Genomic DNA, 15,420 nt, shown 5'->3' with positions numbered 1-15,420 from the left:
CGCGCGTGAGGGGCGCGCGTGAGGGGCGCGCGTGGCGGGGCTCCTCAGCCCAGCCGCGCCAGTGCCCGCAGCGGCGCCGAGCGGCCGCGCCGCGGCACCGTCCACAGCGTCTGGCCACGTACGCCCCACCCGGCCAACAGCGCGTTGGCGGCGAGGAACCCGCTGGTGGCCGCGCGTTCCATCAGCGCCACGGGCAGCCCGGTACGCACCGCGTCCCCCGCGACCACCACCCGCGCATCGCCGGTGCGGACGGTGGGCCGGTCGCGGTAGCCGCCCACCGGAAAGAGGGGGCAGTCGCCACGCCACTCGTGCAGCGCGTCCACGGTCCTCGCTGTCCCCGTCTCCGGGTAGACGCGGGCCAGTTCCGCGCGCAGCCGCTCCTGGGTCCGCCCGCGGTCTGCGTCCGGGTCGAGGGCGTAGGCGTGCAACTCCACCACGGAGCCGCCGGTGCGCGCGGCCCAGCGCGCCGCCTCGCCCTCCCAGCGCTCCAGCACGCTGACGTTGTCCAGCGGCCCGTAGCCGCTCGTGCCCAGGAAGCCGGGCCGCTCACGCGCCACGGGACGGTCCAGCCACAGCCGTGAGACCAGGAAGGGGGGCGCCGTGCGCAGCCGCCCCACCCGCGCCCGCCACCCGGGATCGGCCAGCTGCCCGGAGGCGCCGGCCAGCGCGCGCAGCCCCGCGGGGTCCAGCGCCAGCACGGTCGCGTCGCAGGTCTCCTCGCCGCCGCCGGTGGCCAGCGTCAGGCCGCCGCCCGACGGCCGTACCTCGCGGACGAACTCGCCCGTGCGCAGCTCGACGCCCAGCTTCTCCAGGTAGCGTCCCAGCGGCTCCCACAGCGCCTGCGGATAGGGCTCGTCGGGCACGTCGAAGAGCAGGCCCTCGCTGGAGCCGAGGAAGTAGATGTGGAACATCAGCGCCATCTCGGCCGCCGACAGCTCACCCGGGTCGGCGAAGAAGCTGCGGGAGAAGACCTCGAACGCCAGGTGGTGCGCCGCCTCGGGGAACCTGATGGCGGCCAGCAGGTCGCGGGCGCTGGTGCCGTCGAGGCGCTCGTACACCTCGGGCACCCGCACGTCCAGCAGGGGGAGTGCGGCGCGGGGCCGCATCCTGGCCAGGTCCCGTACGCCGAACGTGGGGCTGAGCGCCGCGAATCCGAGCGCGCTCCAGGGCGGGGTGCGCGGGACGCGGCTGAAGCTGTCGGACAGCCCGGCGCTGTGCCGCAGCGGATAGTCGGGCAGGCCGTGCAGCGTCGTCAGCCCCGGATCGGCCCGCCGCAGCAGCCCCCGCAGGTTGTAGTACTGGCGGAAGAAGGCGTGGAAGCCGCGGCTCATCGTCGCCCCGGAGCCGTCCCGCAGCCGCACGGTGCGGCCCGCCAGCCGTCCGCCCAGCGCCTGTTCCCGCTCGTACACCGTGACGCGCACGCCCCGCTCGGCCAGTCCCGTGGCGGCCGCGAGCCCGGCGATGCCGCCGCCGACGACGGCCACCCGGGGAGCCGGCTCCGCACAGCGCGGCCGTCCGGGCGCGGGGTGCAGCACGCACGCGCGCCGGTCCAGGCCGCGCCGTGCCCCCGCGCCGCGTGTGCTCCGGGCGGTCACCGGGCCACCGCCGGGAGGGACGTGGGCACCGAGCCCACGAACGTGTGCACGATGCCCGTCTGCCATCCGGGCACCGGCAGCACCCGTACGCCGCGGAAGCACTGGCGGGCCATCCGCCCGGCGAACGCCTGCGCCGAGTCGAACGTCCGCACGGACAGCGACAGGTGCCGGTAGAGCGGCGAGTCGCCGCACAGGGCACCGAGCGGGCGGACGATCCCGTCGCACACGGCCCGCCACACCGCACGGGGGGCAGGGCCGTCCCCGAGCGCGTACTCGTGCACCGCCAGCCGCCCGCCGGGCAGCAGCAGGTCCCGCACGGTGCGCAGCACCGCGTCGGGATCCGTGACGTTGCGGAAGAGGTAGGCGGCGAACACCGCGTCGAAAGGCCCGGTGATCCCGGCCGCTTCGAGCTCCTCGGCACGGGCGTGGACGAAGGAGACGCCCGCGCTCCACCGCTTGGCGGCCGCCCGCTCCAGCATGCCCGGCGACGCGTCCACCGCCACGATCTCCGCCAGCGGAGCCGCCGCCGCCAGCGCCGCGGTGGAGGCGCCCGTACCGCACCCCAGATCCAGCAGCCGCATGCCCAGCCCGTCCCAGGGGAGCGCCAGACGCCGGGCCGAGCGGCGCAGTTGGGCGTGGTAGCCCGGATTGGCCCCGACCAGCCGGTCGTAGGTGGGGGCCGCGTGGTCGAACGCGGCGGACAGCGCCTGGTCGCGCAAGAGCGTCATGGGAGCCTTCCGGCGGGGAGGGTCAGGTCGGCGTGCGGCGCAGCAGTGGCAGCTCCGCGACGGTGTGCAGCATGGGGCGTACGGGGGTGCGCAGGCCGAGGGCCACCTCCTCGGCCGGGGTGCTGGCACCGTCGAGGAAGCGCAGCAGCCGCCGCGCCGGCACGGCGCCGAACAGCCCGGTGAAGAACGCGGGCCCGTCCAGCCGCCCGCTGTGCAGGGCCCGCAGCAGCACCGCGTCCATCGCCAGCGCCCGGCGCGGGTAGGCACGCGGCGGGAGCGGCGTGCGGCCCCGGGCGAGGGCTGCCGCGATGTGCCGGGTCTGGCGCTGGATCGCCGCGAAGGTGTACCCCGTGGAGGGCCTGGTCGCCCCGCCCGCCGTGCCGATCCGGAAGACGGCGGCGCCCGCCCGGCGGGCGAAGTGCCCGTCCGTCATGGGGATGACGCCCTCCTCGACGCCGGTGACCTCGTACGCGCCCAGCCCCAGCACGTCTCGCGCGTATCCGGTCAGGGCCGCCTCGTATCCCGCGTCGTCCAGCACGGCGGGGGAGAACTCGGTGTACTCCACGAGGGCTTCGGTGCGGCTGCACGGCAGCAGGTAGCCGAACGAGAGACCACCCGCGGGCTGGGGCGTGCGGAAGTCCATCAGGTCGGCCACGCCCGGATCGAAGGCGGGGGCCCAAGTGCGCACCAGCAGGCCGCGGAAGTGCTGCACCAGCCGGGTCCGTGCGCGGGGCGGGCGCGGGGGCGGCCGCGAGTCGAACACCCAGCGCGCGCGGACGGCGACCTCCCGGCCGTCCTCGGCGACCCCGCGCACGAGCGCGCCACCGGGCACGTCCCTCACCTCGCCGACGTGGGCGACCAGGCGCCGCAGCCCGGGGTGGCGCTCCAGACGGGGGCGCACGAACGCGGCGAAGGCGGGCGAGCGCAGCATCTTGTACCGCAGCGGCGCGGGCCGGACCGTCACGGCGCCGCCGTCGTGGGCGCGTACCCGCAGCCGCCCCCACGAGGTGGTGAGGGCGCTGTCGAACTCGCCGCCCGGCTCCTCCCAGTAGCACCAGGTGCGCTCGGGCGGCCGGTGCGGCCCCGCGGGCGCGTCGAGGAGGGTGACGTGCGGGCGCACCGCGGCCGGCAGGCCGCACAGCCGCCAGGCGAGTGACAGCCCCGAGGCACCCGCCCCCACGATGGCGACGTCTGTCGCGCGTGCCCCTCGCCCGTGGTCGCCCACCGTGTCCCGTCTCCGTCCCGTCGGCCCGCCCCAGTGTGCGTACCCGCGGGGGCGGCCGGGCGGCGCGGGGGCGGGGCGGCGCGGCGGCGTCACCCGGATGGCCGCCGGAGCGGCGGGTGCCGCCGCTCCGGCGGGGACCCGCTGCTGCTCGGGGCTGTGGAGACCGCGGTTCCCGCTACCCGGGGCCGCCCCGCAGGCGGGTCGTGACGGCGTCCGCCGCCCGCTCCGCCGAGGCGAGGGTGCCCTCCAGCGAGCTGGTGGCCCGGTGGTCGCCGCACACCACGACGCCGCCGACCACGGGTGGGCGGCTGAAGCGGTGCGGCGCGGTCATGGCGGGCAGCGCGCGGGGCACGGCGTAGGTGGCCACGTGGTCGAGCGCGCCGGTCCCGGTGCCGTACAGCTGCGCGAGGCGCGCGCGGACGCGGCCCTCGTCGGCCACGACGCTCCCCTCCGCGTGGACGGAGGTGGTGGCCAGCAGGGTCACCCCCGGCGGCGCGTAGGAGGGGGCGGCCGCGCTGACGGGCACGGTGTTGGTCACCGGCGAGGGGTCGGCGTCCACCAGCAGTGTCGCGTCCAGGTCGGGGCCGCCCTCCAGGCGGTGGTAGAAGGTGGTCAGGCCGCGCCAGCGCGGGGGTGTGAGCGCGGGCACCAGGCGGGCCGCGCTCGCGGCGTCGGCGGCGACGACCACGGCGCGCGCGGTGACAGGACCCTGGTCGGTCACGACCCGCCCCGGGCCGACCTCGCGCACCTCGGTGTGCAGCCGCACCGTCCCTTCGGGCAGCTGACGGGCGAGCTGTTCGGGGATCTCCTGCATGCCGGCGTCCGGCACGCCGGCCTCGCCCCGCACGAACATGCGCAGCATCAGATCGGTGAACCGGCTGGAGGTCACCTGCGCGGGGTCGCACGTCAGCCCGGTGAAGAACGGGCGCAGCACCGTCTCGGTGAGCCTCCCGCCCATCCCGCGCCGCCGCCACGCCGCCACCGAGGGCACGTCACGGCGGCGCAGCAGCACGCGAGCCGGCAGGTAGGCGACGGCGGCGGCGTGCGCGGCCAGCGCCGCCTTCGCCAGGGGCGAGCCGATCGGCGCGGCCAGCGCTTCGCGTACCGCGCGCGGGTCACGGCGCGGGTCGCCCAGCTCCACCTGGCGGCCGCCGGTGTGCACCCGCAGCGCCCTGTCGAACGCGCGTACGTCGAGCCGGCCGACGTCCAGGTGCCGGGCGAGCTGCGGGTAGGCGGTGTTGACCACCTGGAACCCGCGGTCCAGCAAGAAGCCGTCCACCGCGTCGGTACGGACCCGCCCGCCCACCCCGTCGCCCGCTTCGAGGACCAGCACGTCCATCCCGCGCGTCCGCAGCCGCCGGGCCACCGCCAGGCCCGCGAGACCGGCCCCCACGATCACGACGTCGCTGTGCGCGGGCAGTCCGTTCACCCGGTGCTCCCGCCGTCGCCGCACGGGTCGTGGCCCCAGTTCATCAGCGAGTAGCGCCACGGGGACTCGCGCACGTCCCCCGAGGGGCGCTGGGCGAGGTGACGGCGGACGTAGCCGACCACCTTGCGCATGTGGGCCACGTCCTCGTCGGTCAGCTCGCCCTTCTTCTTGCGCTGCAATTCGACGATGTACCGCCCCGAGGCGTGCCCGGTGCTCTCGCCGCTCCCGTCCTTCTGCCCCACCTGGCGGGACTCCTCGCGCTCCAGCCAGCGCTCCAGCTGGGCGGGGGTCATGTTCACGGCCTCGCCGAACTCAGCGATCACCGTGTCGTCCGCGACGGCCACGCCTAGTCACCGTCCCTCTTCCGCAGCGAGCGGGGCTTGTGCACGGCCCGCCGGCCGGACTTCTCGCTCTCCACCTCGTACTGCGGCTCCTCGGGTGAGGCGTCCACCGTGCGACCCGCCGCGCGCTTCCGCCCGGTGATCTTCTTCTTCACCGTGCCGACCGCGCGGCTCCCGTGGCTCGCCCAGGACACCCGGTCGCCCTCGCGTACCTTCCGGTCCTTGCCCACACCGGCCTCCCGCCTGCGCGCCGTCCCGTCACCGTCTCGATCCGGGAGTTACCACCGCGAACAGGGTGAAACGTGCGCCTCGTGGTGCGGGGGACGGCCGGGCGGAAGGGCGGAGAGGGAGGTCACCCGGTGCGCGCGGGCCCGTGGGGCTTGTTGTCGGCGGGTAACACACGGAGGATGCTGACCGCCGATCCCTGTCCGAATCCTGAACGCCCACGCGGTCCGCGCGTTTCGTCGCTTTGGACCGATCGTGGCGGTGGAGGTGGCCCCGTGCCGTACGCGGTTCTCAGATCCCCGCAGACCTCCCGGTTCGTCGGCCGCGGTGACGAACTCGGCGCCCTGCGCGAGGCGCTCGCCACCGCACCCTCCGTGGCCTTCGTCGAGGGCGAGGCCGGGATCGGCAAGACCCGGCTCATCCACGAGGCGCTCCGCGAGGCCGCCGGGCGCCCCGGTGCCCCGCGACGCCGGGTACTGGCGGGCAGCTGCCTGCCGCTGCGCGAGCCGTTCCCCTACGGCCCGGTCGTCGACCTGCTGCGCGGGCTGGGCGAGGACCTGCCCTCCCGGCTGAACCCCGTCTGCGGCGCCCTGCGCGCCTACATGCCCGAGCTGGCCGCCGTCCTGCCGCCCGCGCCCGACCCGCCGGCTGACCACCGGGCCACCCAGCACCGGCTCTTCCGCGCCGTGCGCGCGCTGCTTGAGGCGCTCGGCGACACCGTGGTCGTGGTGGAGGACGTGCACTGGGCGGACGACGGGACGCGCGACCTGCTGCGGTTCCTCGTCGACGCCCCGCCTCCCGGACTGTCCCTGGTGCTCAGCTACCGGCGCGAGGACCTGCCCGCCGGCGGGCTGCCGTTGGGCCGGGCGCACCGCTGTCCGCCCGGCACCACCGAGATCCGCGTCCCCCTGCACCCGCTGGACCCGGCGGCCGTGTCCGCGCTGGCGGCCGCCATGACCGGCGGCCGTCCCCCGACCGAGGAACTGGCGGCCGAGCTGCACCGCACCACGGCCGGCATCCCCTTCGTGCTGGAGGAGACGGTGCGGGTGCTCTCGGCCGGCGCCCGCGGCGGGCAGCGTCTCGACTGGGAAGGGCTCGCGCACATGCGGGTCCCCGCGCTCCTCATGGAGGCGACGGCGGACCGCATGGCGCAGCTGTCGGCCGCCGCCGCCGACGCGGTACGCGCCGCGGCGGTGGTGCGCGTACCGGCCGAGGAGGACCTCATCGCGGACGTAATGGCTGCCTTCGTGCCGCAGCCGCGTACCGGTGAGCGCGCCCCCGCCGCGGGCGCCGCCCTCCGCGAGGCCCTGCAGGCGGGCATGCTCCACGAGGAGGACGGGGGACGGTACGGCTTCCGGCACACGCTCGCCCAGCAGGCGGTCTACTCCACGCTGCCGGGCCCCGACCGCCACCTGCTGCACAGGCAGGCGCTGACCGCGCTGGCCCGCAGGGACCCGCAGCCGCTGGTGCGGCTGGCCTACCACGCCCGGCTGTGCGGCGACTGGAGCGCCTGGTACCGGTACTGCGAGCAGGCCGTGGACGCCGCGCACGCCATGGGCGACACCGCGCTCGTGGTGGAGCTGCTGGAGGAACTGCTGTGCGATGACCGGCTGCCGACGCGGGAGCGCGGCCGGCTCGCCGCCCGGCTCTCCACCGAGGCCGCCGTCGGACTCGCCCACCGCCGTGCCACCGGACTGCTGCGCCGCGTCCTGCGCGACGCGGGCCTGCCCGAGGGGTTGCGCGGCGAGATCCGGCTCAACCTCGGACTGCTGCTCAACAACCAGGCAGGCCGCTACCGGGAAGGGCGCGCCGACACCGCCACGGCGGTCGCCGAGCTGCGCGAGCGGCCCGCCCTCGCCGCCCGCGGCATGGCCGCACTGGCCATGCCCAGCTGGGGAGACGAGCCGCTCCACGTCCACGAGCGGTGGATCGAGCGGGCCGAGGAACTGGTCGCCGCCCGCACGGACGGCGCGCTGCGCATCGCCGTGCGCGGCAACCACCTCTCCCTGCGGCTGTCCACAGGATCGCCCACCGCGTGGGAGCAGGCCGAGGCGCTGCTGGGCCAGTGCAGGACCGTCGCCGAGCGCCGCGAAGTCGCCCGCGCCTGCGGCAACATCGCGGACGCGGCCACCTGCCTGGGCCACTACGAGGCCGCCCGCCGCTACCGGCTGGAGGGCCGCCGGCTCGCCGCCGAGTGCGGAGCCCCGTACCTGGAGAGCATCGTCGAGGGCACCGCGCTGCGCCTGGCCTGGTACACCGGCCACTGGGACGGGCTCGCCGAGCGGGCCCGCAACGCGCTGGGATTGGTCGGCGGCGTCTCCGGCATCGCCGCCGACGCCCATCTGGTGCTGGGGCTGCTGGCGTCGGCGCGCGGCGAGTGGGAGGAGGCCGAGGCCAGGCTGCGGGACGCGGGCCCGGCCGATCCCGCCAACGCGCCGGCCACCATACTGGCAGCCGCCTCGGCTGCCCTGGCCAGACTGCGGCTGGCGTGCGGTGACGCGGAGGCCGGCTGCGCCGAGGCACTGCGCGCGGTGGCGCGCATCCGCAAGAAGGGCATCTGGACGTGGGCGGCCGACCTGACGCCGATGGCGGTCGCCGCGCTCGTGCGCCGGGCGCGGCACGCGGAGGCGGCGGCGCTGACCGTGGAGTTCGGCGAGCGGCTCGCCGGGCGCGACGCTCCGCTGGCCGCCGCGGCGCACCGGGCCTGCCAGGGCATCCTCGCCACCGCACAGGGGCGCCCGCAGGACGCCGTCGACGCGTTCACCGAGGCGCGCGCCGCCTACGCCGCGCTGCCGCAGCCCTACTCCGCCGCCCGCACGGGAGAGGCCGCGGCGCGCAACCTGCTGGCGGCGGGCGAGGGTTCCGGCAGCGGCGCGCTGGCTCAGGCGGCCGCGGAGTTCGAGGCGCTCGGCGCGATCCGGGACGCGGCGCGCTGCCGCCGCGCCCTGCGCCAGAGCGGGCGGGTGGTGCCCTCGCGCCGGGGGCGGCGCGGCTACGGGGGCGCGCTCTCCCCGAGGGAGGCGGAGGTGGCGCGGCTGGTCGCGCTCGGCCGCACCAACCGCGAGATCGCCGAGGTGCTGTTCCTGTCACCGCGCACCGTCGAGCAGCACGTGGCGCGGGTGCTGCGCAAGCTGAACGTGGCCTCGCGCGCGCAGGTGGCGACGACGCGCCCGGCCTGCGAGGAGCCGCCGGAGGGCGCCGCGCGCGGCGGAGAGGGAGGAGGAGGCGCCGCGCACCGCTGAGCGGTGCCGTGGCCGGAAAGCGCCGTTCCACGGCGTGCGTTCACCGCGCGAATACGTACCCCTACCTATGACGTTCCGGATTGTTCTGCTCCGGTGGCGGCCCGAGGGTGTGGGCCAGACGGACGGGCGCTCCCCGCCCGCCCCGACCCCCACGACGAGGAGCAGTATCCATGGGTACTCGTACGCGCAGCAGACGCCTCACGGCCCTGGGCATCGGCGCGCTGACCGCGACGGCGCTGGGGCTGAGCGGAGCCGCCACCGCCGGCGCGTCCACCCCCGAAGCGCAGCAGGGCACCATCCGCGGCGCCTCCGCGCCCGGCGCGATATCCGGCCAGTACATCGTGGCGCTCGACGGCCAGGCCTCGGTGTCCGCCACCGCGCACACCCAGGCCCGCGCCACCGCCGAACGGCTCACCGACGCCTACGGCGGCGAGGTCGGCCAGGTGTACTCGGCGGCCTTCCGCGGGTTCTCCTTCCGCGCCACCGAGGCACAGGCCGAGAAGCTCGCGGCGGCGCCGGGCGTCAAGTACGTCGAGGCCGACGGCAAGGCGCACACCACCGGGACACAGCCCAGCCCGCCCTCCTGGGGCATCGACCGGGTCGACGGCGCACTCGACAACTCCTACAGCTACCCCAACGACGGCTCGGGCGTGACCGCCTACATCGTCGACACCGGCATCGACATGACGCACACGGAGTTCGGCGGCCGGGCGAGCAGCGGCTACGACTTCATCGACAACGACAGCGACGCCAGCGACTGCCAGGGCCACGGCACCCACGTCGCCGGCACGGTCGGCAGCCGCTCCTACGGCGTGGCCAAGAACGTCGACCTGGTCGCGGTGCGGGTGCTCAACTGCCAGGGCTCGGGCCAGTGGTCGCAGGTCATCGGCGGCATCGACTGGGTGGCGCGGAACCACAGCGGCCCCTCCGTCGCCAACATGAGCCTGGGCGGCGGCGCCAGCTCGTCCGTGGACAACGCCGTCCAGGGCGCCATCGACAGCGGCGTCACCTTCGCCGTGGCAGCGGGCAACGACTCCAGCAACGCCTGCAACACCAGCCCGGCGCGGGTGCCCGCGGCCATCACCCTCGGCTCGACCGACCGTGGCGACGGCAGGTCGTACTTCTCCAACTACGGCCGCTGCCTCGACCTGTTCGCGCCGGGCGGCAGCATCACCTCCACGCGCAACGGCGGCGGTTCCACCACCATGAGCGGAACCTCCATGGCCACCCCGCACGCCGCGGGCGCCGCGGCGCTCTACCTGTCCGCGCACCAGAGCGCCTCGCCGGGCCAGGTGCGCGACGCCCTCGTCGGCAACGCGCAGACCGGCGTGGTCGGCAACCCCGGATCCGGCTCGCCCAACGCCCTGCTGAACGTCAGCCGCCTGGGCTGACCCCCTCCTCCCTCCGCCCGCCCCAGACGCCGGCCCGTGTCACCGTCCCCACCGGTGCACGGGCCGGCCCCGCGTCGGACCGACACCTGTGTAGCCCACGTATCCGAATATCCCGTATCCCGGAAGTCTTGTTCCGCGCCGTGAGCTCCTCTAGGGTCGTGGCCTTCCCGGAGCAAGATCAGCCGAAGGGGTGTGCGGTGGCGGACGAGGCGATACCGGAACGGCCGACGACGACGGGCCGTGACCCGGACGCGAGCGATGAACGGGGCCGGGGCGCGGGCGACGGACACGCCACGGACGGGGGCGCGGAACAGGCTCCGGACCAAAGCCGGGGAGAGCATCCCGGGGGAAGGCGGGACGACCTCGCCCGCCGCAGGTTCCTCGCCGGCGCGGGAGCGACCGGCGCCGCGGGCCTGTTCGCCGGTGCGTCGGCGGCTCCGGCCCACGCCCAGGACCGGGACACCGAGGCCGGGGGCAAGAAGCTCGGGCCCAAGTCCTTCGACGCGGACACGCTGCTGCTCGTACCGGACCGGGTGCTGCTGCCCAAGGGCGTCGTCAAGGACCACGCCGTGCTCGTCAAGAAGGGCGTCTTCCGCGAGATCGGCCCCGCGGACGAGCTCACCGCCAGACATTCCCACCTCCACCCCGTCCGCCTCGAAGGGCACCTGCTCATGCCCGGGTTCGTGGACGCCCACCACCACCTGACACAGAGCTTCGGCAAGGCACAGGCGTTCGGGCAGCCGTCCGAGATCTTCAAGACCGTCTGGGAGCCGCTGGAACACGCGCTGGACGAGGAGAGCGCCTACCTGGCGGCGAAGCTGGCAGCGCTGGAGTCGCTGCGCGGCGGCTTCACCACCGTCGCCGACGCCGGCACCCGCGCCCCCGTCGACGTGAAGGCGGTGGCCAAGGGTGCCGAAGAGGCCGGCATCCGCTGCGTGCTCAGCAAGGTCGTCTCCGACGGCAAGGGCGGCAAGGAGCACCTGGAGCGCTGGGACGGACACGCACTCATCCACCCCTCGCTGGCCATACCGGTGCCCGAGGACGCCACAGCGAAGGTGCTCAAGGCGACGGCGCGGATGTGCGAGGAGGCGGGCGCCGTCTTCCAGACCCACGTCAACGAACACCTGGCCGCCGTCGAACGCTCCCTCAAGTCGGTGGGCCGGCGCCCCCTCGCTTACCTCCACCACGTCGGCGCCCTCCGCCCGGCCACGCTCGGCGCGCACGCCACGCTGCTCAGCCCCCACGAGATCAAGCTGCTCGCCGACACGGGCGCAGCGATCAGCTACAACCCCGTCGCCAGCGCGTGGAAGGGCAACGCCGTCGCCCAGGCCACGACGATGGCCGCCTGGGACGTGCGGTTCGGCACCGGCACCGACGGCACCCGAGGCGACGGCTTCCGCATGGTGGACGCAGCCGAGAGCGCCCAGCGCCTCACCTCAGGGCTGGCGACCGGCGACTCCGTCTGCGGCGCCGGGCGGCTCTGGATCGACCACGCCACCTCGGGCAGCGCCGACGCGGTCGGGCTGAAGAAGAAGACGGGCGAGATCGCCGTCGGCAAGGCCGCCGACTTCCTCCTCGTCGATCTCGACGTCCCCGAGCTCACCCCCTCCTGGGACCTGGAGTGGGAACTCGTGCGGCTCGCCGGCCGCGACCAGCTCACCGCCGTCGTCGTCGCGGGCCGCCTGCGCCTGTGGCGCGGCTGGCCCCCGCACTGGGACGGCCCCGCGCTGGTCGAACGCGCGGGAGAGGTCGGACGCGCGGTCGTCCGCCGCGCCGACATCGACCGCGTCGAACCGACACCGGGCGACTGAGCCGGGAAGGCCGGGCGCGGGGCCCCTTTCGCAGGGGCCGAGCAGCAGCCGGCCCCCGCCCCGTCGTACACGGAGGGGGCCGGCGCGTGCTCTCCCACGGGGCTGCTCGCCGAGGCATACGCCCCCCGGCGGAATGCTTTTGCCGGGGGAGAGGCGTCCGCTGTCCTGGTAGGTCACGCGATACGACAACCCCGCCGTCCGCTGCGCAGCCACCGTGCTGGTCGCGGCCCTCAACGAACGGCTGCGACCAGCACGTTCATCACAGACCCTGACCCGTCTTCTTCTCCAGCGCACGAGTGGTCGGGCGCTCGCGCCCCCAGGCGGCCAGCGGCTGGAGCGCGTCGTTGAGGCGCATGCCGTCCTCGGTCAGCGAGTACTCCACCCGAGGCGGCACCTCGTCGTAGGAGACACGGCGCACGACGCCATCCGCTTCCAGCTCCCGCAGGTGAGAGGCCAGCACCTTCTCGGTGATCCCCGGAAGCAGTCGGCGCAGCTCCCCGAAGCGACGGCAGGGGTGCTCGTGGAGCGCCCAGAGGACCAGCACCTTCCACTTGCCGCCGATCACCTCCATCGCGGTGTCGATCCCGCAGACGTGGCCGTCCGGTGCACCCGGCCGGTTCAGCGTCGCCATGCCCCACCCCTTGTGACGTGCTCGCTCACCCCGGAGTAACCACCCACTGCCAAGTGCGTACTTGATCACCTCCGGGCCTGCGACCAGCCTCATCGGCATGACACAGAACACTGCTGAGAAGACCCCCGTCACCCTGCTGGGGCTCGGCGCGATGGGCACCGCGCTGGCCCGCACCTGGCTTGCCGCCGGCCACCCGCTCACCGTCTGGAACCGCACCCCGGCCCGCGCCGCGGCACTAGCCGCCGAGGGGGCACGGGTCGCGGACAGCGCCGCTGCGGCGGTCGCGGCGAACCCCCTGATCATCGTCTGCCTGCTGGGCGACGCCTCGGTCGAGGAGGTGCTGGCCGGTACCGATCTGGCCCGCCGAGACCTGGTCAACCTGACCACCAGCACCCCCGCCCGGGCCCGCGCCCGCGCCGAGTGGGCCCGTCAGCGCGGCGCCCGCTACCTGGACGGCGGAATCATGGCCGTCCCGCCGATGATCGGCCTCCCGGAAGCCGGCGGCTACGTCTTCTACAGCGGCTCGCCAGAGCTGTTCGAGCGGCACCGGGAGACCCTGGCCGTCCCGGCCGGCACCACCTACGTCGGTGAGGACGCGAGCTTCGCAGCCCTGCACGACGTGGCCCTGCTCAGCGCCATGTACGGGATGTTCGCCGGTGCCGCGCACGCCTTCGCCCTGATCCGCAAGGAGGACATCGACCCCGCGGCGCTCGCCCCGCTGCTCGCCGACTGGCTCGTCGCGATGGCCCCGGCCGTTCACCAGACCGCCGACCAGCTGCGCAGCGGCGACTACACCAAGGGCGTCGTCTCCAGCCTCGCCATGCAGGTGGCCGGCACGCCGACCTTCCTGAATACCGCCGAGCAGCAGGGGGTCAGCCCGGAACTGCTGAGCCCCTACTTCGAGCTGATGCGCCGTCGCCTGGCCGAGGGCAGCGGCGAGGAGGACCTGACGGGCGTGATCGACCTGCTCGTGCGCTGACCGGTGTATTGCGGTGCCCGGCATGAGATCGGCGCCCCCGGGTCGCGTCGAAGCTCTCTGTCTTTCATGCGACGGATACCGCACCATGACCGGTGGTCACCTAGCTTCCCGACCGGAAGACCACGAAGGACACTGCCCTTGAAGACCATCACGAGGTCTCCGCCAGCGGTCTCCGGGTCAAGAGAGAAACCTGCACTCTCCACCATGTCCTTCGTGGACCGGCTGATCTTGACCATGGCTCCCCCTCCGCCGCAGATTTCATGTTCGGACTCGACGACCGTTGAGCCAGTCGCACGTTGCGGGTCTTGCCCGGCCGGTGGGCCGGCCGGATGGTTCCACAGCCCAAGCGTTCGATCCCCATCGAACGGGCGATTCCGCGTAATGGTGCTAACGCTGTACTCGAACCCGCTGGAGGGGCCGTTAGACGTTTCGCCCACGGCTTGGTCAAGGCGTCCCGCCCCGCATCCGAAAGAGTGCGGGGCGGTCTGGCACCGGGGGCACGGGGCTCCGGCAGGGGCCTCGTGGGGCGTGACCCCGCCCCGGGTGCCATCCTGGGAGCCGTGGAGGACGTACCACCGCTGCTGACCCTGGGGCACGGCACCGCAGGGCGCGCGGAGCTGACCCGGCTGCTGCACGGTGCCGGGGTGCGGTCCCTCGTGGACGTACGCACCGCACCCGGCAGCCGCCGCAACCCCGACGTGCACCGCGACGCGCTGAGCGACTGGCTGCCCGCCGAGGGGATCGGCTACCGCTGGGACAAGCGGCTCGGCGGCTTCCGCCGCGCCGCCCCCGACTCGCCCGACACCTTCTGGCGCAACGCGTCCTTCCGCGGCTACGCGGGGCACACCCGCGATCCCGACTTCCTCGCCGCCATGGACGACCTGCTCGACGAGGCGTCGCAGGCCACCACGGCCGTCATGTGCAGCGAGTCGGTGTGGTGGCGCTGCCACCGCCGGCTCATCGCCGACTTCGCCGTCCTGGCCCGCGGCCACCCCGCCCGCCACCTCGCCCACGACGGCCGTCTCACCGACCACCCGCCCACGCCCGGCGCCCGCCTGCGCGCGGACGGCCTGCTGGTCTACGACGGCGAGGACCCCGGACCGTCCTGACCGCCGAGTGAGACCGGCTGTCTCCTGCGTCGTGGCGGCCCGTCCCGTCGGTCGCCTGCGACGGGGGAGCGGACGGCCGGCGCGCTCGGTGTGAGGGGCGCCGCTACCAGCCGTGTTCGCTCAGCAGCGAGGCGCCGGACAGGTAGCCGAGCAGACCGGCCGCCGGGTAGGCGATGAGGTCGTCCGGCAGGTCGTCGACCGCGAACCAGCGCAGGCCGAGGCACCTGTCCGGCTCGCGGTTGACCGGCTCGCCCCGGAACCGGGCCGCCTCGAAGAAGAAGCCGATCCGGTCGTTGTCCTGGCCCTCCTTGTGGTGCACGACGTGCACCATGCGCAGGTCCTCGGGGTCGACCGACAGGCCTGTCTCCTCGTACAGCTCCCGGGCGGCTCCCGCGGCGAGGAACTCGCCCCGGTCGAGTTTCCCGGAAGGCGCATGCCACCGGCCGTACCCGTAGGGGCTGCCACGCAGGGACAGCAGCAACTTGTTCCCGTCGCGGACGAACACGTGGGTGTCGATGACGGGCGTGGCCGGTGTCGCGAGTTCAGGTGTCATGGCTGCCGGGGTGGTGGTGGCGGGGCGTGGGTGGTCTCCGACGGTACCTGCGTCAGCGAGGCGGCGTCGCCGATCCGCGCGACCGGCATCCTGAGGGGGACGGTGCTGGTGACTTGGCCATGGTGGAGAGCACCCGGCGCGGCGCGGTCATGCGGGCCAGG

At 74.9% G+C, this 15,420-nt stretch carries 13 protein-coding genes; 5 read left to right on the top strand and 8 right to left on the bottom strand.

Annotation, left to right across the window (positions count from 1 at the left end; genetic code table 11):
• Nucleotides 1-44 precede the first annotated feature (44 nt).
• From MMF93_RS06090 to MMF93_RS06065, 6 genes are all read right to left on the bottom strand, one after another.
• The gene (locus MMF93_RS06090) at nt 45-1,595 is read right to left on the bottom strand and encodes an FAD-dependent oxidoreductase (RefSeq protein ID WP_242750031.1); all 1,551 of its coding nucleotides are present in this window, start codon (nt 1,593-1,595) and stop codon (nt 45-47) included.
• Nucleotides 1,592-2,323, bottom strand: a complete 732-nt coding sequence (locus MMF93_RS06085) for a class I SAM-dependent methyltransferase (RefSeq protein WP_242750030.1) — start codon at nt 2,321-2,323, stop codon at nt 1,592-1,594. The genes MMF93_RS06090 and MMF93_RS06085 overlap by 4 nt, the downstream gene beginning before the upstream one ends.
• Before the next feature lie 22 nt (nt 2,324-2,345).
• Nucleotides 2,346-3,548 (bottom strand): lycopene cyclase family protein, encoded by a 1,203-nt coding sequence (locus MMF93_RS06080; protein WP_242750028.1) that lies wholly within the window; start codon nt 3,546-3,548, stop codon nt 2,346-2,348.
• Between the two features lie 175 nt (nt 3,549-3,723).
• On the bottom strand, nt 3,724-4,977 hold the full coding sequence (locus MMF93_RS06075; protein ID WP_242750026.1) for an NAD(P)/FAD-dependent oxidoreductase: 1,254 nt from the start codon (nt 4,975-4,977) through the stop codon (nt 3,724-3,726).
• A complete protein-coding gene (locus MMF93_RS06070; RefSeq protein WP_274709428.1) occupies nt 4,974-5,321 on the bottom strand; it encodes a DUF3140 domain-containing protein in 348 nt (115 codons plus the stop codon). The genes MMF93_RS06075 and MMF93_RS06070 overlap by 4 nt, the downstream gene beginning before the upstream one ends.
• Nucleotides 5,322-5,323: 2 nt before the next feature.
• Nucleotides 5,324-5,548, bottom strand: a complete 225-nt coding sequence (locus tag MMF93_RS06065; RefSeq protein ID WP_242750025.1) for a hypervirulence associated TUDOR domain-containing protein — start codon at nt 5,546-5,548, stop codon at nt 5,324-5,326.
• A gap of 270 nt (nt 5,549-5,818) precedes the next feature.
• Here MMF93_RS06065 and MMF93_RS06060 point away from each other — a divergent pair, with 270 nt between their 5' ends.
• The 3 genes from MMF93_RS06060 to MMF93_RS06050 all read left to right on the top strand — a co-directional run bounded on the left by MMF93_RS06060 (nt 5,819) and on the right by MMF93_RS06050 (nt 11,987).
• Complete coding sequence (locus MMF93_RS06060; RefSeq protein WP_242750023.1) at nt 5,819-8,785, top strand: ATP-binding protein; 2,967 nt, start codon at nt 5,819-5,821, stop codon at nt 8,783-8,785.
• 170 nt (nt 8,786-8,955) lie between these two features.
• The gene (locus MMF93_RS06055; protein WP_242750022.1) at nt 8,956-10,176 is read left to right on the top strand and encodes a S8 family peptidase; all 1,221 of its coding nucleotides are present in this window, start codon (nt 8,956-8,958) and stop codon (nt 10,174-10,176) included.
• Nucleotides 10,177-10,688: 512 nt separating this feature from the next.
• Nucleotides 10,689-11,987: an amidohydrolase family protein gene (locus MMF93_RS06050; protein ID WP_242757294.1), complete on the top strand. Its 1,299-nt coding sequence runs from the start codon at nt 10,689-10,691 to the stop codon at nt 11,985-11,987.
• A 259-nt stretch (nt 11,988-12,246) separates the two neighbouring features.
• Here MMF93_RS06050 and MMF93_RS06045 read toward each other — a convergent pair whose 3' ends face one another.
• On the bottom strand, nt 12,247-12,618 hold the full coding sequence (locus MMF93_RS06045; protein WP_242750020.1) for a winged helix-turn-helix transcriptional regulator: 372 nt from the start codon (nt 12,616-12,618) through the stop codon (nt 12,247-12,249).
• Nucleotides 12,619-12,715: 97 nt separating this feature from the next.
• Here MMF93_RS06045 and MMF93_RS06040 point away from each other — a divergent pair, with 97 nt between their 5' ends.
• Nucleotides 12,716-13,597: an NAD(P)-dependent oxidoreductase gene (locus MMF93_RS06040; RefSeq protein WP_242750018.1), complete on the top strand. Its 882-nt coding sequence runs from the start codon at nt 12,716-12,718 to the stop codon at nt 13,595-13,597.
• Nucleotides 13,598-14,157: 560 nt separating this feature from the next.
• The gene (locus MMF93_RS06035) at nt 14,158-14,706 is read left to right on the top strand and encodes a DUF488 domain-containing protein (RefSeq protein ID WP_242750016.1); all 549 of its coding nucleotides are present in this window, start codon (nt 14,158-14,160) and stop codon (nt 14,704-14,706) included.
• A gap of 103 nt (nt 14,707-14,809) precedes the next feature.
• On the opposite strand, the gene MMF93_RS06030 is transcribed toward MMF93_RS06035, so the two are convergent.
• The gene (locus MMF93_RS06030) at nt 14,810-15,259 is read right to left on the bottom strand and encodes an NUDIX hydrolase (RefSeq protein ID WP_242750015.1); all 450 of its coding nucleotides are present in this window, start codon (nt 15,257-15,259) and stop codon (nt 14,810-14,812) included.
• Between the last annotated feature and the right edge of the window lie 161 nt (nt 15,260-15,420).

This window comes from Streptomyces tubbatahanensis, from assembly GCF_022699385.1.
Lineage (GTDB): Bacteria > Actinomycetota > Actinomycetes > Streptomycetales > Streptomycetaceae > Streptomyces > Streptomyces diacarni.
Note: the sequence above shows the minus strand (reverse complement) of the source record. Positions and strands in the feature narration are given on the sequence as shown.

Excerpts from the sequence above, each read along its gene's own strand:
- MMF93_RS06085 (WP_242750030.1), bottom strand. The coding sequence starts at position 2,323 with ATGACGCTCTTGCGCGACCAGGCGCTGTCCGCCGCGTTCGACCACGCG.
- MMF93_RS06055 (WP_242750022.1), top strand. The coding sequence starts at position 8,956 with ATGGGTACTCGTACGCGCAGCAGACGCCTCACGGCCCTGGGCATCGGC.
- MMF93_RS06045 (WP_242750020.1), bottom strand. The coding sequence starts at position 12,618 with ATGGCGACGCTGAACCGGCCGGGTGCACCGGACGGCCACGTCTGCGGG.
- MMF93_RS06040 (WP_242750018.1), top strand. The coding sequence starts at position 12,716 with ATGACACAGAACACTGCTGAGAAGACCCCCGTCACCCTGCTGGGGCTC.
- MMF93_RS06030 (WP_242750015.1), bottom strand. The coding sequence starts at position 15,259 with ATGACACCTGAACTCGCGACACCGGCCACGCCCGTCATCGACACCCAC.